Genomic DNA, 18,834 nt, shown 5'->3' on the forward strand with positions numbered 1-18,834 from the left:
TTATCCCGACACTGCCAAAACGGCTTTAGCTAAATCATATAAAGGTTGCGGATAGACGAAAAGAGTGACACAGCCTACGCTGGTAATACACAAGGCAATTAATGAGGGCAATGGTGCTTCTTTTATTCCGTCATTAAATGTGTTTGTTTCACTACCCGGAAAAAAGGCACGAAACGGAATGGGTAAAAGATAAGCAATGTTCAGCAAAGAGCTGACCATGAGTACCGTCATAAGAAACCATTGTTGCGCTTCCATCGTGCCCATTAATAGAAACCATTTACTCCAGGTCCCACCAGCCGGAGGTACACCAATAATACTGAGGGTCGCAATAAAAAATGCCGCCATAGTGATTGGCATTTGTCGGCCAAGGCCACGCATTTCACTTATTTTTGATTTATGTGCAGCGACCAGAATAGCTCCTGCACAAAAGAATAAAGTAATTTTACCAAACGCATGCATGCCAATATGCATTGCACTACCGATGACACCAGATGAAGTGGCCAGTAATGCACCGATGGTGACATAGCCAAGTTGACTGACTGTCGAATAGGCCAGTCGTGCTTTTAAATTATCTTGTCGCATTGCCACGAGTGACGCTAATAATACGGATGCCCCCGCCAGATAGAGCAAGAACTGTGTGCTTGGCAGTTCAGGTAGTAGATCAATACCAAAAATTAATACACAGACTTTTAAAATAGTGAAGACACCGGCTTTTACTACAGCTACGGCATGCAGCAATGCACTTACTGGCGTTGGTGCGACCATTGCGGCAGGTAGCCATCGATGAAATGGCATAATCGCCGCCTTACCAATACCAAATATAAACAACACCAGTATCGCGCCCGCAACCGTTTTATTTACATTAGAATCAAATACGCCACCGGGTGTAAAGTCCAGTGTACCCGCTACAAACCAGGTGCTGACGATAGCTAAAAGGAAAAAAACAATTGATGTACCAAGCAATATACCAAGATAAATTCGACCGCCTTTTTTTGCTTCCTCAGTACCCGAGTGTGTCACCAATGGATAAGTAGACAGGGTCAAAATTTCATAAAAAATAAATAAGGTGAACAAGTTTTCTGCAAAGGCAATGCCCATCACACTGCCAATGGCGATGGCAAAACAACTATAGAATCGGGTTTGATTCTGCTCGTTATGGCTACGCATATAACCGATGGCGTAAACCGTTGTGATTAACCAGAGGAAACTGGCAATTAATGCAAACAGCATTCCTAATGGTTCAATGTTAAAGCTTACCTGTAATCCCGGTAAAAGCTCCCACCATTGCACACTAATACTTTCACCTCTCTTAAGCCCCTGATAAAGATTGATCACAAAATAGAACAATACTAAGGAGGTTGTAATGGTTACTGCTTCGCGCAAATTAGGGTTACGTCCTGTCGCCACTATCCCCAGCGTCGCCAGTATAGGCATGATGATGCTGAGTTGCAGCATGGTCTCTAGAGACAGACTCATGGACTTACTCCAAACAAACTCTGAGAAGCCGCCTGAGCGACTTGAATACTAAGACGAGTATCTATGCCGAAATAAATATTGGCTGATACCAGTATCCAGATGGGAATCAGGAATGACAGTGGTGCCTCTTTAACCGTTTCTCTACCGGCTACTGACGGTTTAAAATAAGCGGCTTCAACAAGACGCCAAACATAAATGACTGCGAGTAGAGAACCTAATAAAATAAGCACTGCAACCGGCCACCAGCCTTTTTCTATTAAGGCCATTAACAAATACCACTTGCTGATAAATCCAACGGTTAGCGGTACGCCTATTAAACTTAGGCCACCGATTACAATAGCGGCCATGGTGTAGGGCATTTGCCGACCTAAGCCGTGAAAATCATTTAGTTTTACGCTGCCTATCCGGTACATCACAGCACCTAAGGCTAAAAATAAAGCGCTCTTCATTAACGCGTGATTAAACATATGTAATAAGGTCGCCATTAAGCCGGTCACAGTGCTAACACTGAAACCAACAATCATATAACCAACCTGAGCGACGCTTGAGTAGGCAAACAGATGTTTGATATTGGTTTGATAAATTGCCGCAGTCGAAGCCACAAATATACCCGCCAAACCAAGCACTACAAACAGTAGCTGCAAGGGCAAAGCAGTAAAAGAAAAGGTAAGACCAAAGATCGAAAAGGTAAAGCGAATAAGTAAATAGATGGCAACTTTTGTTGCGGTAGCCGCGAAGAAAGCCGTTACTATTGAGGGCGCATAAGCATAAGCATTAGGTAACCACATGTGAAGTGGAAACATGGCCAATTTCAAACAGACACCCACAATAACAAAGGCAAAAGCCGTAAATGCCATTCGTGTATTCTCCACTTCCGGTAGGCGTTGGGAGAGGTCATACATATTCAGGGTACCGGTCATTTGATACATTAAACCGATACCAATCAAAATAAAGGTGGCGCCGATGGTACCCATAATCAAATATTGATAAGAGGCCCAAAGTGCGCGTCTATCTTTACCCAGTGCGATCAAAGCGTAAGCAGAGAGGGAGGATATCTCCAGAAAAACAAAGACATTAAAAGCATCAGCGGTCGCAACGATACCCAGCATTCCGGCCAGAGATAACAGGTACAAAATATAAAACAGCGTATGCCGATCTGCGGGAATTTCTTCTTGTATACTGGTGTGAGCAGCCAGTAGTATAACCGTGCTGACCCCTGTAATAATCAGTAATATAAGTGCATTGAGCTGATCGATTCTATATTCAATTCCCCAGGGCGCATCCCAGCCACCCAGCTCGTAAATAATCGTGCCCGAAGCCATTACCTGTTGCAGTAAAAGACTGCTGATCAGAAAGGCTGAGCCACTCACTAGCAAGGTAAATAACCAGACTAAACGTGGCCGTGTTAGCAGCAGGCACAAAGGCGCTGCCATCAACGGTACAATGACTTGTAAAATCGGCAAATGCGCTAACAATCGAAGTTATCCTTTTTTTGTATTTCGTCTTCTTCGATACTTCCATAGGCTTCTTTAATGCGCACAGCCAGCGCGAGCCCAACAGCTGTGGTGGCAATGCCGACTACAATTGCGGTGAGAATCAAAACATGCGGTAAAGGATTTGAATATTGGCTTATGCCCTCAGCCAAAATGGGTGCGGTGCCGCCATCGACCTTCGCCATGCTGATATAAAAAATAAAAACTGACGTTTGGAAAATAGTTAAACCCACAATTTTTTTGATCAGGTTGCCATGGGCGATAACGATGTAAAATCCCACCATCATCAGCACCACCACAACCCAGTAGTTATAGAGCCCCATTAACATTATGTTTTTTTATTTTCCTTGTTGTTATTTTCACAGTTGTTATTTTCACTGTTCTGATTTTCAAGGCTCAGTGAATTTTCTCTGCGGCCCTCAAAGCTGAAAAAGATAATGACCATAACCGATGCAACGGTGAGACCCACACCCAGCTCAATTAAAAGTATGCCCAGATGTTGGCCGGCGATGGGGTCAGCAGATAAGGCACTGTAATCAAGATAATTTTTACCACTTAAAAAAGAAACCACACCGACACTGCCGTATAGCAACACACCGATGGCGGCAACCATCTGAATAAATGATTGATTAATCACTCGACGTGCGGTGCTCATACCGAACAGCATGGCATACAGAAAAATAGCTGAAGCAAAGATCACACCGGCCTGAAAACCACCACCCGGCCCATAATCTCCGTGAAACTGCACATAAAGAGCATACAGCAAAATAAAAGGAATCAGTATTTTGACTACAATTCGCAGAATTAAATGCTCTGCATGCATTGAATCATTGAGCAAATCGATTTTTGCAATATCATCAGCACGACGTACAACTGATAAAAGCGCCAACACCCCCATACCTGCGGTAAAGATGACCACCACCTCACCAAAAGTATCGAACGCTCTGTAACTTGCGAGTACAGAAGTCACGATATTGGGTACGCCAACTTCCTGCATGGAATCGTTAATGTAGCGTGGTGCAACATGAAGATGAATCGGTGCTTGTGCTGAGCCAAAATACGGCATATCCAAAGTACCGTAGATCAACAGGCTGCCAGTGATAAAAACCACAATTAAAGCTAATACCGGTTTATGGCGTACGGGGTGCTCTGAACGTCCTGTCATGGTAATCGCCACCAGCATGAGCAAAGTGGAGATACCCGCCCCCACAGCTGCTTCTGTAAACGCAACATCCACCGCATCCATAGCAACAAAAAAACTGGCGGATAACAGTCCGTAAATGCCTGACAGCATAATCACTGCCAAAAGATCTTTCATTCTGACAATGGCGATAGCAATACACACAAGAAGAGCCAATAAGACTATATCAATCAGGGATTCGATGATGTTACCTTTTCATTATCTTCTTTATTATCAAGTTTTGGCTTGAGATTATTATTCATTGCGGCTTTGGCTAATGCATGACTTGCTGTTGGACTAATGAATAATGTCATTAGCAAAATGATGATGAGTTTCAATACTACGAGGCCAGCTGGATTTTGCAGCATAAGACCAATTAAAATCATTCCGGTTGCTAAAGTCTCGGTTACACCCACCGCATGCATTCGAGTATAAAAATCTGGAAAGCGCAAAAGACCTACCCCGCCCGATATGCACAAAAAGCTGCCTATTAATAAAAACAGTGCACTACTGACATTCATTAAAGTATCCATTATGAATTCTTTTCCATTTCTTTTTCTGCGGGCAGTGGTGTCTTAAATATGGACGCGTCAGAATGACGTAATATAGCAATAACACTGACAAAATTGATAAGAGCGTAGACGATAGCGATATCTAAAAATTCTGGCCGCCCCATTACAAAACCTAACATTGAAATAAGCAGAACAGTCTTGGTGCCAAACATATTGACGGCAAGTATGCGGTCGTAGAGCGTAGGCCCCATGATGCCTCGAGTGATCGCCATGATCATAACAACAAGAATGGCTATGGTTGCAGCTATTAGCATTAATTTTCCAGTTCAGTTACTCGGCGATCCATTTCACCGGCTTGCAGATCTATAATTGATTCACGTAACAACGCATGCACTATAATCTGATCGCCATTAAGAGTCACGGAAACTGTACCCGGCGTCAGCGTAATAGAATTTGCGTAGATAACTTTTCCTATATCCGTCTGTTGATTAACTTTAATGGTTGTCATGGTAGGTGAAATAGTCTTTTTTCCAAGCCAGATATGTTTTACAACCAAAATATTGGCGAGAATAATTTCTTTAGTAAGCCAGGCATAAAAACCGGGAAGTTTTAGCGTGAGATGCAAAGGCTGTGATTCATGGTCGAGTATATCCATTCGGTGTGCTATGTATAAAACAAAGGCGATGGACACCGCACCAAGCGATAGCATAAGAGCGGTGTTGTGACCTGAAATAAGCAACCAGAATGCTGCTAAAGACAGTGACAGGTAAATAGTATGTCGCATTAAGCCCCTGCTAAGTCATGCTGTAATAAGCTCAGAAGAGAATAAGTAATTTTGGAAGTTAGCATAAATTTCCATGGGGTTATGCAATTAACATTGAAATAAATGTAACCTTACTTATAGATATCTGTAAATTCGAAAAATATTGTTGTATACATCGAAAAATACGAATGATGTGAGCTTAGAATTTGCTTGTTATAGTTGTTGGCAGTGTATGCGCTAAAGCGGTTCTGTCGCAAATATCCACCCTGCTATGATAGCTCTATTACCATCAAGGAAATTGAGCCATCATGATAAACTTTAAAGGTCGTCATTTTAAAGGGAACATGATCCTTCAAAGTGTTCGTTGGTATTTGGCTTATAGTCTAAGCTATCGTGACCTCGAAGAGATAATGAAGGAACGTGGATTTGAAGTTGATCACAGCACATTAAATAGCTGAGTTATTGACTATACACCTCAGCTCGAACAATAAAGGGGTCGGTGACAAACGAGAACGCTAATAATTCTCAGTTGTCACCGACCCCTTAAATTCATTAAATTCTTGTTATGATCTTAAGGTTAATGTAACTAACACAATGCCATGATCTGTACTTTCACCATCACGTTCGAATATAGGGTTAATTAAGTGCCGATCGTAAGTATCATAAGCGCTTACCTGAAAAATACTTTCGTAATAGGTGGTATCAAATTCACATGATAATAAAATGTAATCGAGCACGGAGCCAGCGCCGCCAAAATAATGTGTTGGGGTACGTTCTACTTTACTCTTTTGATTGACTTCGGAATTAGATCCATCAATTTCATTCGCTGCATCTATTTCGCTTACTTCATTAGATAGCGACAGTTGAAACAAATCCCAGGAGTCATTCAAACAATACTTAGCAAGATAGGCATCGCAGTCATCAGAAGAAGCAAAGTATAAGCTGTTAGTAAGTAAATGGCTTAACACACCATCAGCTAAGCTATTATTGAAGTCACCCATCATTACCATAGGGTTACCCGTAGTCTCACGACGTTCTATCATATCAACCATTAATAACGCTGCTTCACTGCCACGTCGTATGGTTGAACCCCAACGACCAGCCACCTCTGCTTTTAAGCTTTCAATAATCGTTTTTTCTGCCGATCGATTGTTATCTTGCTCATCAATCTCAATCATTGAACGTTTCGATTTAAAATGCACAACATAACAATCAGTGTTGCCTATATGAGGCACATCAACCGTCGCCCTTAATACTTTTCGACTAAAGGAAAAGTCATCAGTCAAACCTAATGTTTGAGCAAGTTCAGTGCTTGGTTTGACCGTTGCAACATCAACAATAGGATAACGAGACGCAATGGCGACAACAGGACGTTTATAAATGAAATCATCAATCACTTCAGGTTGATCAACCACTTCAAAATAATCATAACCTTGCGAGGCAACTAATTCTTTTAACGAATCGGCACTAAAAACTTCTTGAAACCCAATAATGTCAGGCTGATATTCACGCAAGTACTCACTAACCCAACGTTGCTTCTTTTGCCATTGCTCAGCACTATAAATACGATCAAAATCATAATAAGCATTGGGTGGCTCAAGGTAATTCAATAAATTGAAGGTAGCTATTTTAAGGTGTGTATTTGCTACCGATACTGATACAGCTGCATTTGATGAAGCGATAGGTGGAGGTATCTGATTTATTTGTTTCGTATCTTTGGAATTGATAATGCTAACTCTAGTAAATTTTGGCGGGTAATTATACCTCAACGTTTCTAAATGTTATCAAATTAAAACCAGTGTCATTCTTTAGATAGCCACCCATAGTCGTTATTGACAACTATCATTGGATGCAGAATAAAGGAATAAAGGGGTCGGTGACAAACGAGAACGCTAATAATTCTCAGTTGTCACCGACCCCTTTAATTCTTTAATTTCACCTTTAATTGCACTTTCAATTGCAGGCACAAAAAAGCCGCTGTGAAAGCGGCTTAGTTGAAGTAACTCGTTGATTTAGCTGAGTTTTATATGGTGCCCAGGGCCGGAATCGAACCGGCACGCCCGTGAAGGCGAGGGATTTTAAGTCCCTTGCGTCTACCAATTTCGCCACCTGGGCTTATTCAGTGTGGTCTTGCTGTACTCTTTTATGCTGTAAGTAAATTAGTAAACCTTACAACATGCCTTTCGGCTTAAATGGAGGCGGAACCCGGAATCGAACCGAGATAGATGGATTTGCAATCCACTGCATAACCGTTTTGCTATTCCGCCATAACCGGTTATAAATAAAAAAACCTCGGCTGGCGAGGTTTTAATATCTTGTTCAGTGTTGCCACCTCTGAACATTTAAATTTGGAGCGGGTGATGAGGATCGAACTCACGACATTCTCGTTGGCAACGAGATGCTCTACCGCTGAGCTACACCCGCTTAATCTGTTTAAGCTATTGCCTCAACAGAGGGCGCTATTATAGAGATCGCTGGTATTTGGTCAAGGGCTAATTTCATTTAATTGTAATATTTTTCAGTGACATAGTGAGTTTATTGATATGTGGTTGTTTTGTGAGCGGATTTTGTGAGTTGCCGGGTATTAAAGTCACTGGATCCCGGCCAGAAACATACCTGGATGGCGGGATAATAAGATTGTCAGCTGAAGCTAACTCCTACAAAGGAGGAAGAAATTACGGCTTTCTTACTTCGGCTATGCTGGCTCTCATGTAATCTACCATTGAGGCTATGGTGAGTATTGAGGCGATTATTAGTAATACCAGGCCTGTTTCATGCACTCGCATACCTAACCAGTCATCTCTGTGAATTAGAAAACCTAAAGCGAACATCTGGGCTACTGTTTTGTATTTACCCAGTTGAGATACTTTTACCGCGTCTGATTTACCTTTTTTAGCCATCCACTCTCTTAGAGCAGATATAACGATTTCACGGCCAATGATAATAATAGCGCCGAACAGAATAATAATATCCGGATGTGCCCAGGCCAGCATTATCATTGCAACAGATACTATTAGCTTGTCTGCTACCGGGTCCATAAATGCACCGAAATCTGATGATTGACCTAACTTTCTTGCCAGATAACCATCAAACCAGTCGGTTACACAGGCCAGTCCATACGTCCATGCGGCCAGAGGTCTTGCCCATTGATAAGCATCTTCTGGCAATAGAAACAATACAACAATAAGAGGTATGAATGCTATGCGTAGTAATGTCAGGCTGTTGGGGATGTTTAGTATCATTCTATCTATTACATTATGTCACTGGTTTAAGGTTTAGAGCAGTGCACCTGAAGGAGCACCTACAAATACGTCTGACATTATTCAGATCGCAGCACATCATAAATGATTTGGGCTAAATTTCTACTTATACCCGGCACTTTTGCCAAATCTTCTACACCTGCGGGTTTTACCCCCTGCATACCACCGAAGTGTTTTATCAGATTTTGTCGGCGTTTAGGGCCTAATCCGGGTATAGCTTCTAGCACTGAGGTTCTGCGGGCTTTGTCTCGTTTGGCCCGGTGGCCACTAATTGCAAACCGATGCGCTTCATCTCGCACATTTAATATTAAATGAAATGCGATAGAGTCTTCTGGCAAATACAGCTCTTGCCTGCCGTCACTGAATACGAGTTTTTCCAGACCGGCTTTTCTGCCCTCACCTTTGGCTACCCCTATTAATAACACATCATCAATCTGCAGCTGATCCATCACTTCAACCGCCTGGCGCAGCTGCCCCTTACCCCCGTCTATAAAGAGTATATCGGGCATTTTGGCACCGTTTTCTTTATCTCTGGCTTTTTTCAGGCTGGTGTAACGCCTCTGCAGCGCCTGTCGCATGGCAGCATAATCATCACCGGGCTCGATACCTTCTATATTAAAGCGGCGATAATCCTGCTTATATGCCCCTTCCAGCGTAAACACGACACAGGATGCAACGGTGGCCTCACCGAAGGTATGACTAATATCGAAACACTCTAATCGAGTTGGCAGCTCATCTAGCTGTAATATTTTCTGCAGTTCTTCAAAGCGTTTTAACATGCCGGTGCGAGAATTCATTCTGGCTTTTAATGCGGTTTCTGCATTGTTTAATGCCATGGTGACCCAACGTGCTCGATCTGACCTTACCTGATGGCTTAAACGAATTTTATGCCCCACTCTCTCGGTTATAGCCTGCTCCATGACCCCCATATCATCCACTTCATGACTGAGTATGATTTCACTGGTCTGTTGCTGTGCACCCTGCTGCTGCAAATAATACTGGGAGATAAAGTTCGACAATACTTCTGCTTCTGGCAGGGCCTCTGGTAATTTAGGGAAGTAACTGCGGTTACCCAGGTTACGCCCTTCACGTATGAAAAACACCTGCACACAGGCCTGCGAGCCATTACAGTAGCAGGCCACAATATCTACATCCCGGTCATCACCAGATATGTACTGCTTCTCAACCACTTTCTGCAACATGCGTATCTGATCGCGGTTGATTGCGGCTTTTTCAAAATCCAGCCCGGTAGCAGCCGTTTCCATCTGCTTCACCAGATCTTCGATTAACTGGTTACTTTTACCCTCTAAAAACATCAATGCATGGTTAATATCTGCCTGATAACGGGCCTCACTGATGTAACCCATGCAGGGTGCGGTGCAGCGTTTTATCTGATATTGCAAACAGGGTCTTGAGCGATTTTTGAAATAACTGTCTTCACAGGTGCGAATTTTGAAGAGCTTGTGAATAAATTGCAGGCTGTCACGCACCGCACCGGCACTGGGAAACGGCCCCAGATATTTACCCTTTTTACGTTTTGCACCACGGTGAACCACAATCTGCGGATAGGCTTCCTGACTGGATACATATATATAAGGGTAAGATTTATCATCACGCAGCAGAATATTGTAAGGCGGCTGATTCTCTTTTATCAGGTTCGATTCTAATAACAGGGCTTCACTTTCCGTATGGGTAATAGTGACTTCTACCTGCTGTATTTTTTTTACCAGCGCAGTGGTTTTTATTGAAAGCCCGGTTTTTCTAAAATAACTCGAAAGTCGTTTTTTAAGATTTTTTGCCTTACCCACATAGAGCAGATTTTGCTCACAATCATACATGCGATAAACACCCGCACGGCTAGAAACGTTCTTTAAAAAGTGCTCGGCATCGAAGGGGGTTTCTGTGGATAACTCTGACATGCGCGTATTAAACCACAGAGGTCATGGCTTGTGTATTTTAGCTTGAGATTTTTGAAATTTGAGTTTTTTTGCTGCTTTGCAGGTGCTCCTTCAGGGGCACATTTATTAAGCACATTGATAGATATTTATAGTGCACCTGAAGGAGCACCTACAAGCTTAAGGCATGTTAGCTGCGCATTACACTTTCAGCTGAAAAACAAAAAAGACTGCGGAATAAAATTTCTGAAAATCTCTTCATAAATGTTCCACGGCTGTGAAAAATACCTTTTTCTGTTTTAAATTTGCACCTAACATCGAATAATAAACTAAATTAACTTATCCACATAACTCATTGATTAATAAGAGATAGAACCTTAATTGCAACAGCTTTTAACCGCCAGAACGTAAAACACCCGCTATAAGCGGGTGTTTTACTGCAGTTTTTAAGCAGTCATACTGCAAATCAACCATAAGCTACTTTTAATAACTTACTTAACTATTTGATTTTATTATAAATCCGAATCCAACAAGCCGTGTTTTATGGCCAGATGCATCATTTCTACATCGTTTGATACATCTAACTTCTCATGCAGGCGTTTTCGGTAGGTACTGATGGTTTTAGGGCTTAAAGAAAGTTGCTCAGATATGGCATTTGTGCGCATGCCCTGACTGATCATAATCAGAACCTGAAGCTCACGTTGCGACAGAACATCAATTAAAGACTCTTCTCCGGGCAGCATAGAAAGGGCTAATTGCTGGGCAATGCTGGGTGCAATATATCGCTGCCCTGCATTCACTTTCTGTATAGCTTCTACCATTTCTTCAACCGGACAACCCTTGGTTAAATAACCAACAGCACCTGCTTCAAGTAACCGTTTTGGTAATGGCCCTTCACTGTGAACCGTGAGCACAATCACTCTGGAATCAGGGTGTGTTTTACTCAATCTGGCAGTGGCTTCAAAACCACCAATACCCGGCATATTGATGTCCATTAAAATGACATCGGGTTTTACTGTGCGTACTTTTTCCAGCGCAACTTCACCGCTATTCGCTTCATCTACAACCTCAATTCCAGGCTGATCTTCAAGCAGGCGTCTTAATCCATATCGGATTAAATCATGATCATCTACCAGCATGACTCTTATATTGGACACTATATCTATCGCCTCTTTTTCATTTATTGTTGTGAGGATAATAGCACATGAAACAGGCGCTTTATTAAAAGGCAGAGATGGATGAAACATGAGCATTCCCACACAGCAACATGGAAAAGAGGCGTACAGGACGTTATGGAATGTATATATGTCTGCAATATATGCATTCCCACGCAGGAGCATGGGAACGAGACAAGCAATTAAGCACCAGCATTGCGCAGGGAAAACACCCATAGCATTAATAGAAGCTGGTCGTTCAAGGAGCGTCTACAACTTACTACCCCGGTATCACCAGTTTTTAAACGGGTGTTTAATCAAGTTCACATTGTAGTACCTAGGGTCTTCTGTCACCTCTTCCCCTACCCAGTCGGGCTTATCAAAAGTCTCATTCTCATCATCCAGCTCAATTTCAGCCACCAGTAAACCTTCATTTTCTCCATAAAACTCATCTATTTCCCATTTAAACTTGCCCTGCTCGACTATAAAGCGGGTTTTGTCGACCTGAGGCTGTTTGCAGAGCTGGTCTAACATCTCTTGCGCCTCAATTAATGGAATTTCATATTCATATTCCATTCTGCGCATACTCAGGGTGGCGCTTTTTATATTGATATTGGCCTTATCACCCTGCACACGTATTCTGACTGACGCTTTATCAATTTCTCCCATGTAACCCTGTCGAATACGATAGCTGCTTGTTACCTGTTCACGCCAGTCGGTATTCACCAGCAAAAATTTACGTTCTATTTCTATGGGCATAATTCTTCTCTGATTGATCTAGTTTTATATGTAATTAGTGTTATCTTCTTACGAGCCACTAACAGATACAATAAAAATAATATGCAAAACGACTTCAATCTCGACCCTGACCTGATTTATGTTAACCACGCAGCCGTTGCACCCTGGCCTGTTTGCACGGTTGAAGCTGTGAAACAGTTTGCTATTGAAAATGGCACTGTAGGCTCTAGCCATTATCTAAACTGGTTAAAAGTTGAACAGGAACTCAAAGCTGATTTAGCAACACTGATCAATGCACAATCTGCTGATGAAATTGCACTGCTAAAAAACACCTCGGAAGGCCTGTCGATTATTGCCAGAGGCATTCAATGGCAACCCGGGGATAATATTGTTATTAGCAATGAAGAATTCCCGTCTAATTTTATTGCCTGGGATGCCTTGCGCGCACAGGGTGTTGAGTTACGTATTGCTAACATTTCAGATACGGATTATCCGGAAAAAGCCATCATTGAGCAGATGGATGCTAACACCCGTTTATTAAGCATTAGCGCAGTGCAATATGCCTCTGGTTTACGCATGAATCTGGATGTGCTGGGCAAGGCCTGTAAAACGTTTCATGCTTTATATTGTGTTGATGCTATTCAGCAAATTGGTGCGCTTCAATTTGATGTGCAGTCAATAGACGCAGATTTTGTTATTGCGGATGGGCATAAATGGATGCTGGGGCCGGAAGGTCTTGCGTTATTTTATTGTAAACAGTCGAGCATGGATGAGCTCGAATTGCAGCAATTTGGCTGGCATATGGTAGAAGATCTGTCTGACTTTAATAATATGAAAAACTGGCAGGCAGCCAGTAATGCCCGACGTTTTGAATGCGGTAGCCCTAACACTTTAACAACCCATGCCCTGCACGCCAGTATCAAACTGTTATTACAGCATGGTATGTCGGTTATTGAGAAAGCTGTGTTGTTAAATATTCAGACGTTAATTCAAACCTTCTCACAGTTGCCGGACACCTCTATTTTAAGCCCTACCGATATTACACGGCATGGTGGGATATTCACTTTTCGTAAAAACAACGTTGATAACGAAGCCCTTTATCAATATCTGGTTAAAAAAGGTGCTGTTTGCGCCCCTCGTGGAGGCGGCATCCGGCTTTCCCCGCATTATTACAATCAAATGAGTGAGTTTGAGAAACTGGCTGAATGGGTTGAAGAATATAAAGCCTGATACCCTGCTCACTGGTTCACATTAAATGTTACTGCAATTTTAATAATCTGGAAATGGCCGGTAAACCTGCTCTTTATTGACTAAACTCCTAGTTATAAGCATTGTCTACAAAATAACTAAAAAAACCTGACGGGGTGCGGGTCACTGAATATTTTCAGTCAATTACATAATTCGATATGGGACAGAATCGTAAACTGGTTAGGCACGAATCGTGACGATACCAATATGCCCCTGTCTGATTTCGATCGCCTACGTTATGAGATTCGCCCGGGTGATGTCATTCTGGTTGAAGGGCGCTCACCTATCAGTGAAATTATCAAAACAATTACCTTAAGCAACTGGACTCACTCCGCTATCTATATCGGTCGATTGCATAATATTGATGACCCGATGTTACGCCAGTTTATTCAGAAGTTTTATCAGGGTGAAATGGATGATCAGTTAATTATCGAATCGCAGTTAGGTGTCGGCACTATTGTTGATACGATTAGTAAATACCGTGACGATCATCTGCGCATTTGCCGGCCAACCAGCATCACCCGCACCGACTCTCAAAAAGTGATTGCTTTTGCCATTAACCGATTAGGCACTAACTATAATGTAAGACAGATTTTTGATCTGGCACGTTTTCTTTTTCCTTACGCCATGCTGCCCAGACGCTGGCGTTCGAGTTTATTTGAACACAATGCGGGCACACCCACTCACACGGTTTGCTCAACCATGATGGCAGAGGCTTTTGCTTCGGTACACTACCCGATTTTACCTGTATTACACCGTAATGAGGTTGGCCAGTTAGTTATGTATAAACGTAACACCCGACTGATTACTCCAAAAGATTTTGATTACTCACCTTACTATGATGTTATTAAATATCCGATTCTCGATTTTGATGAACTGGCTATCTACCAGAGAATGCCCTGGGGGAAAGATGGCATTGAATTGAATGATGAACAGGATTTAAGCATGCTTGCACCCAATGTGGTGACTGAATCTGTAGAGCAAAAACTCGACGGTGAAGTAGATACCGATGGCATAAAAAATGACGAAACTAATGACGATAATGAAATCACGAATGATGATAAGTTAATAGATCTGGCAACAGTAAAAAATAACTCTGTCTAAATAATAAAAAGACTGGATCGCACCAGTTACTGTAATAAAAATATTACATAAAAGATAACACGACAATTTTTCTAGGAGAACGCCATGCTAACCTGGTTATTAATTTTTATAGTCACAATAGGAACAGCAGCATATTTACGATTGCCACAGGTCATATGGAGTGGCGCGCTTGGAATTGTTCTATTTTTATTTAGTTTTTCTGGCATGGCCGGGCTGGCATCGCTGGTTATTATCTGGGCCATATTTTTTGCTGTTATTGTGCCGCTTAATCTTCCACACATTCGTCAGAAATATATTTCTGAACCTTTACTTGAGTTTATGCGTAGCTCTATGCCTGCTATTTCAAAAACTGAACAGGAAGCCCTTGATGCGGGTAAAACCTGGTGGGAAGTTGATTTATTTAGCGGTAAACCCGATTACTCAAAAATTCGCGATTTACCGCCTTCAAAATTAAGCGTTGAAGAACAGGCCTTTCTAGATGGCCCAGTTGAAGAATTATGCGGCATGCTGGATGACTGGCAAATCAATCAGGTTGATTATGACTTACCGAAACCAGTCTGGAAATTTTTAAAAGATAATCAGTTTTTCGCGATGATTATTCCTAAAGCTTATGGCGGTTTAGAATTTTCTGCTCTGGGTCACTCCACTGTCGTGATGAAAATAGCCGGACGCAGTATTACTGCAGCCGTTACCGTTATGGTGCCAAACTCATTAGGCCCGGGCGAGTTATTAATGCATTACGGTACTGAAAAGCAAAAAGATTATTACCTGCCTCGATTATCCAGCGGAAAAGAAATCCCCTGCTTTGGTTTAACCGGCCCGGAAAACGGCAGTGACGCAGGTGCAATGCCAGACACGGGAGTAGTTTGTCATGGCACATTTGATGGTAAGGAAAATGTTTTAGGTATTCGCCTTAACTGGGAAAAACGTTACATTACACTTGGCCCGGTTGCCACGGTTTTAGGTCTGGCTTTTAAACTTTATGACCCGGATCATTTAATCGGTGAAGATAAAGATATTGGTATTACGCTGGCACTGATTAAAACCGATATTGAAGGCATTGATATTGGTAAACGTCACTTCACCTCTAATCATATGTTTATGAATGGCCCTAACCGGGGTAAAGATGTTTTCATTCCTATGGAGTGGGTTATTGGTGGTCAGGAATATGTCGGTCAGGGCTGGATGATGTTAATGAACTGCCTGTCTGAAGGCAGAGCCGTTTCACTACCCGCACTTAGCACCGGTGCAGGAAAATATATTTCCCGATATACCGGCGCGTACTCACGCATTCGTAAGCAGTTTAAAATCCCCATTGGTTATTTCGAAGGTGTAGAAGAAGCACTTGCTGATATTGCGGGCAATACTTACATAATGAATGCAATGCGTGAATTAACCCTGACGGGTTTAGATCAGGGCGAAGTACCTTCTGTTATTTCCGGCATTGTTAAATACCAGATGACTGAGCGCATGCGTAAGGTAATCAATCTGGCAATGGATGTACACGGGGGCCATGGAATCTGCATGGGACCTAAAAACTTTCTAGGTCGAGCCTATCAGGGAATCCCGATTAGTATTACCGTTGAAGGCGCTAATATTCTAACCCGTAGCATGATTGTTTTTGGTCAGGGCGCATTACGCTCTCACCCATACCTGTTAAAAGAAATAGAAGCGGTAAATCACTCCGACCATGATACATCGATTAATTTATTCGATGATGCACTGTTTGGCCACATTGGATTTATTATCAGTAATTTTTTCCGTTCACTCTGGCTGGGTCTAAGCGGAGCACGTTTTGTCAGCGCACCCGGAAAAGGTAAAGTCAGACGATATTACCAGCAGTTAACTCGCATGAGTTCATGCTTTGCATTATTATCTGATACCTGTGTTTTAATTTTAGGCGGTTCGTTAAAACGCAAAGAAAAAATATCAGGCCGACTGGCAGATGCATTATCAAATATGTATATCGTTACGGCTGTGCTTAAACATTATGAAGATCAGGGTTACAAAAATAATGATTTACCATTATTAGAATGGGCCTGTGAAGACTCGTTATATAATGTTCAGGAAGCAATGAAAGCGGTTATGCGAAACTTTCCTGTGCCAGTTATTGGTAAGATATTAAATCTGGTTATTTTTCCGTTAACCAAACCTTATGGTGGTGCCAATGATAAAATGGGGCATAAAATTGCTCGATTATTATTAGATCCATCCTCTGCACGTGATCGTTTAACAAAAGATATATATTTCACTGATGAACCAGACGATGCCGTGGGACGCCTGGAACATGCACTGAAACTGGTACTGGATGCTGAAGATGCAGAACGTAAATTTCGTGATGCCATACGCATTGGTTTAATTACCTCACAGGATTACAATCAGGCCGTTGCAGATGCAATTTCACAAAGTATTATTGACCAGGCTGAAGCGGATAAAATTTTAGCCGCACATGAAGCAACAATAAACGCAGTAAGCGTTGATGAATTTAGCCACAAAGGATGGAAACCTCAATGAGCCCTAAACAAGCCAGCCAAAAACGTGATGTTTATATAGTAGACGGTAAACGCACGCCCTTTATAAAAGCAAAAGGTAAACCCGGTGCATTTCTGGCATCTGACCTTGCGGTAGCAGCTGCAAGACCTCTGTTATTACAAAACAGTTTTGATCTGGCCGAACTGGATGAAGTAATTGTAGGCTGCGTTATGCCCACCGCAGATGAAGCCAATATTGCACGGGTAATAGCTCTGCGATTAGGCATTCCACAAACCGTACCCGCCTGGACTGTACAACGTAATTGCGCATCCGGTATGCAGGCACTGGATTGTGGTTTTCAAAACATACAGAACGGACAATCAGATTTAATTCTTGCAGGTGGCACTGAAGCCATGAGTCGCGCACCCATTTTACATAATGACCGAATGGTGGAATGGTTAAGCCAGTTTATGAGTGCGAGAACATTTAGCCAGAAGTTATCCAGCTTTACAAAATTACGCCCTGCCCATTTAAAACCCATTATTGCTTTAGTGCGCGGTTTAAGTGATCCGATTGTGGGTTTATCAATGGGGCAGACAACGGAAGAAATTGCTTATCGTTTTGGTATTAGTAGAGACCAGATGGATGAATTTTCTGTTGCCAGTCATCAACGTCTTGGCGCTGCAACTGACAATGGGCATTTAGATGAAATAGAACCGGTATATGACAATGCAGGTGCTTATTATGATTTTGATGACGGTATTCGCCGTGATTCATCTATGCCTAATTTAGCCAAACTTAAACCCTACTTCGATCGTAAATACGGAAAAGTCACACCGGGCAATAGCGCACAGATTACCGATGGTGCCGCTATGTTATTACTGGCATCTGAAAGTGCCGTTAAAAAATATAACCTTAATGTGCTGGCAAAAATCACCGATTCTGAATGGGCGGGTTGTGACCCGAGTCAGATGGGCCTGGGCCCTGCCCACGCAATGGCACCAATTATGGAACGTAATAAACTCAGCATTGAAGACGTGGATAACTGGGAAATTAATGAGGCATTTGCAGGTCAGGTTTTAGGCGTGCTCGAAGCGTGGAAAGATACGGACTACTGCAAAAGTGATCTGGGATTAAAAAAAGCACTGGGAGAAATTCCTCACGACAAGTTAAATATTGATGGCGGTGGCGTAAGCATTGGTCACCCGGTAGGTGCAAGTGGTGCGCGAATTGTTTTACATGTTGCAAACAACTTAAAACGAAATAAGGGTAAACGAGGTATCGCCAGTTTATGTATTGGTGGTGGTCAGGGTGGCGCTATGATGATTGAAGCTCCGTAACTGCTCAGCTCGGCTCTCTATCTCGGCGTTGAAAAATAGACATTTACACTTGTAAACTCACATTTTCTGCCTTGATCTGAATCCATAGAGAAGCAACCTGAACAATCACATAAATACTTAAAATATTAAATTCCATTATTTCCGAGTCAAGTTATCGTGAATAACAGAAAAAAGAATTAAAGCAAACAGGATAGAAAAG

Annotated in this window: 17 protein-coding genes and 3 tRNA genes; 5 read left to right on the forward strand and 15 right to left on the reverse strand. The window is 42.3% G+C overall.

Features of this window, described 5'->3' with window-relative positions:
• The 13 genes from DIZ80_00630 to uvrC form a co-directional block, all read right to left on the reverse strand.
• Complete coding sequence (locus tag DIZ80_00630; protein ID RDH86012.1) at positions 1–1,476, reverse strand: cation:proton antiporter; 1,476 nt, start codon at positions 1,474–1,476, stop codon at positions 1–3.
• Positions 1,473–2,951 carry a cation:proton antiporter gene (locus DIZ80_00635; protein RDH86013.1) on the reverse strand — a complete coding sequence of 493 codons (1,479 nt, stop codon included), beginning with the start codon at positions 2,949–2,951 and terminating at the stop codon, positions 1,473–1,475. The genes DIZ80_00630 and DIZ80_00635 overlap by 4 nt, the downstream gene beginning before the upstream one ends.
• Positions 2,945–3,298, reverse strand: a complete 354-nt coding sequence (locus DIZ80_00640; protein RDH86014.1) for a Na+/H+ antiporter subunit C — start codon at positions 3,296–3,298, stop codon at positions 2,945–2,947. Before DIZ80_00640 ends, DIZ80_00635 begins: the two co-directional genes overlap by 7 nt.
• The gene (locus tag DIZ80_00645) at positions 3,298–4,353 is read right to left on the reverse strand and encodes a cation:proton antiporter (GenBank protein ID RDH86015.1); all 1,056 of its coding nucleotides are present in this window, start codon (positions 4,351–4,353) and stop codon (positions 3,298–3,300) included. Before DIZ80_00645 ends, DIZ80_00640 begins: the two co-directional genes overlap by 1 nt.
• Positions 4,341–4,682, reverse strand: coding sequence for a sodium:proton antiporter (locus DIZ80_00650; protein RDH86016.1), 342 nt, complete (start codon positions 4,680–4,682; stop codon positions 4,341–4,343). Before DIZ80_00650 ends, DIZ80_00645 begins: the two co-directional genes overlap by 13 nt.
• On the reverse strand, positions 4,682–4,975 hold the full coding sequence (locus tag DIZ80_00655; GenBank protein RDH86017.1) for a cation:proton antiporter: 294 nt from the start codon (positions 4,973–4,975) through the stop codon (positions 4,682–4,684). The genes DIZ80_00650 and DIZ80_00655 overlap by 1 nt, the downstream gene beginning before the upstream one ends.
• Positions 4,975–5,445: a cation transporter gene (locus tag DIZ80_00660; GenBank protein ID RDH86018.1), complete on the reverse strand. Its 471-nt coding sequence runs from the start codon at positions 5,443–5,445 to the stop codon at positions 4,975–4,977. The genes DIZ80_00655 and DIZ80_00660 overlap by 1 nt, the downstream gene beginning before the upstream one ends.
• A gap of 542 nt (positions 5,446–5,987) precedes the next feature.
• Positions 5,988–7,052, reverse strand: a complete 1,065-nt coding sequence (locus DIZ80_00665) for an endonuclease (GenBank protein ID RDH86157.1) — start codon at positions 7,050–7,052, stop codon at positions 5,988–5,990.
• Between the two features lie 400 nt (positions 7,053–7,452).
• Positions 7,453–7,539, reverse strand: a tRNA-Leu gene (locus tag DIZ80_00670).
• Between the two features lie 78 nt (positions 7,540–7,617).
• Positions 7,618–7,691 (reverse strand) — tRNA-Cys (locus tag DIZ80_00675).
• An 82-nt stretch (positions 7,692–7,773) separates the two neighbouring features.
• Positions 7,774–7,848: transfer RNA gene (locus tag DIZ80_00680), tRNA-Gly, on the reverse strand.
• 251 nt (positions 7,849–8,099) lie between these two features.
• Positions 8,100–8,666 carry a CDP-diacylglycerol--glycerol-3-phosphate 3-phosphatidyltransferase gene (gene pgsA / locus DIZ80_00685; protein RDH86019.1) on the reverse strand — a complete coding sequence of 189 codons (567 nt, stop codon included), beginning with the start codon at positions 8,664–8,666 and terminating at the stop codon, positions 8,100–8,102.
• Positions 8,667–8,743: 77 nt separating this feature from the next.
• Positions 8,744–10,603 carry an excinuclease ABC subunit C gene (gene uvrC, locus DIZ80_00690; GenBank protein RDH86020.1) on the reverse strand — a complete coding sequence of 620 codons (1,860 nt, stop codon included), beginning with the start codon at positions 10,601–10,603 and terminating at the stop codon, positions 8,744–8,746.
• Between the two features lie 51 nt (positions 10,604–10,654).
• Here uvrC and DIZ80_00695 point away from each other — a divergent pair, with 51 nt between their 5' ends.
• Positions 10,655–10,843 (forward strand): hypothetical protein, encoded by a 189-nt coding sequence (locus tag DIZ80_00695; protein RDH86021.1) that lies wholly within the window; start codon positions 10,655–10,657, stop codon positions 10,841–10,843.
• A gap of 248 nt (positions 10,844–11,091) precedes the next feature.
• Here the strand turns inward: DIZ80_00695 and DIZ80_00700 are convergent, their stop codons facing one another.
• Together DIZ80_00700 and DIZ80_00705 are read right to left on the reverse strand one after the other, a co-directional pair.
• Positions 11,092–11,826 carry a two-component system response regulator UvrY gene (locus DIZ80_00700; GenBank protein ID RDH86022.1) on the reverse strand — a complete coding sequence of 245 codons (735 nt, stop codon included), beginning with the start codon at positions 11,824–11,826 and terminating at the stop codon, positions 11,092–11,094.
• A gap of 198 nt (positions 11,827–12,024) precedes the next feature.
• Positions 12,025–12,492 (reverse strand): adenylate cyclase, encoded by a 468-nt coding sequence (locus tag DIZ80_00705; GenBank protein ID RDH86023.1) that lies wholly within the window; start codon positions 12,490–12,492, stop codon positions 12,025–12,027.
• 81 nt (positions 12,493–12,573) lie between these two features.
• Between DIZ80_00705 and DIZ80_00710 the strand changes: the two genes are divergently transcribed.
• The 4 genes from DIZ80_00710 (at position 12,574) to DIZ80_00725 (ending at position 18,635) form a co-directional block, all read left to right on the forward strand.
• Positions 12,574–13,701, forward strand: coding sequence for an aminotransferase (locus tag DIZ80_00710; protein RDH86024.1), 1,128 nt, complete (start codon positions 12,574–12,576; stop codon positions 13,699–13,701).
• Positions 13,702–13,926: 225 nt separating this feature from the next.
• Positions 13,927–14,823, forward strand: coding sequence for a hypothetical protein (locus tag DIZ80_00715; protein ID RDH86025.1), 897 nt, complete (start codon positions 13,927–13,929; stop codon positions 14,821–14,823).
• 84 nt (positions 14,824–14,907) lie between these two features.
• The gene (fadE, locus tag DIZ80_00720; GenBank protein RDH86026.1) at positions 14,908–17,337 is read left to right on the forward strand and encodes an acyl-CoA dehydrogenase; all 2,430 of its coding nucleotides are present in this window, start codon (positions 14,908–14,910) and stop codon (positions 17,335–17,337) included.
• Entirely contained in the window at positions 17,334–18,635 is a 1,302-nt protein-coding gene (locus tag DIZ80_00725) for an acetyl-CoA C-acetyltransferase (GenBank protein RDH86027.1), read from the forward strand. Before fadE ends, DIZ80_00725 begins: the two co-directional genes overlap by 4 nt.
• The last annotated feature ends 199 nt before the right edge of the window (positions 18,636–18,834 follow it).

The organism is endosymbiont of Galathealinum brachiosum (genome assembly GCA_003349885.1).
Lineage (GTDB): Bacteria > Pseudomonadota > Gammaproteobacteria > SZUA-229 > SZUA-229 > SZUA-229.

Bases quoted from the DNA above. Each gene is read 5' to 3' on its own strand.
- DIZ80_00630 (RDH86012.1), bottom strand. From the start codon at position 1,476: ATGAGTCTGTCTCTAGAGACCATGCTGCAACTCAGCATCATCATGCCT.
- DIZ80_00640 (RDH86014.1), bottom strand. From the start codon at position 3,298: ATGTTAATGGGGCTCTATAACTACTGGGTTGTGGTGGTGCTGATGATG.
- DIZ80_00650 (RDH86016.1), bottom strand. From the start codon at position 4,682: ATGGATACTTTAATGAATGTCAGTAGTGCACTGTTTTTATTAATAGGC.
- DIZ80_00655 (RDH86017.1), bottom strand. From the start codon at position 4,975: ATGCTAATAGCTGCAACCATAGCCATTCTTGTTGTTATGATCATGGCG.
- DIZ80_00660 (RDH86018.1), bottom strand. From the start codon at position 5,445: ATGCGACATACTATTTACCTGTCACTGTCTTTAGCAGCATTCTGGTTG.
- pgsA (RDH86019.1), bottom strand. From the start codon at position 8,666: ATGATACTAAACATCCCCAACAGCCTGACATTACTACGCATAGCATTC.
- uvrC (RDH86020.1), bottom strand. From the start codon at position 10,603: ATGTCAGAGTTATCCACAGAAACCCCCTTCGATGCCGAGCACTTTTTA.
- DIZ80_00700 (RDH86022.1), bottom strand. From the start codon at position 11,826: ATGTTTCATCCATCTCTGCCTTTTAATAAAGCGCCTGTTTCATGTGCT.
- DIZ80_00705 (RDH86023.1), bottom strand. From the start codon at position 12,492: ATGCCCATAGAAATAGAACGTAAATTTTTGCTGGTGAATACCGACTGG.
- DIZ80_00710 (RDH86024.1), top strand. From the start codon at position 12,574: ATGCAAAACGACTTCAATCTCGACCCTGACCTGATTTATGTTAACCAC.
- DIZ80_00715 (RDH86025.1), top strand. From the start codon at position 13,927: ATGCCCCTGTCTGATTTCGATCGCCTACGTTATGAGATTCGCCCGGGT.
- fadE (RDH86026.1), top strand. From the start codon at position 14,908: ATGCTAACCTGGTTATTAATTTTTATAGTCACAATAGGAACAGCAGCA.
- DIZ80_00725 (RDH86027.1), top strand. From the start codon at position 17,334: ATGAGCCCTAAACAAGCCAGCCAAAAACGTGATGTTTATATAGTAGAC.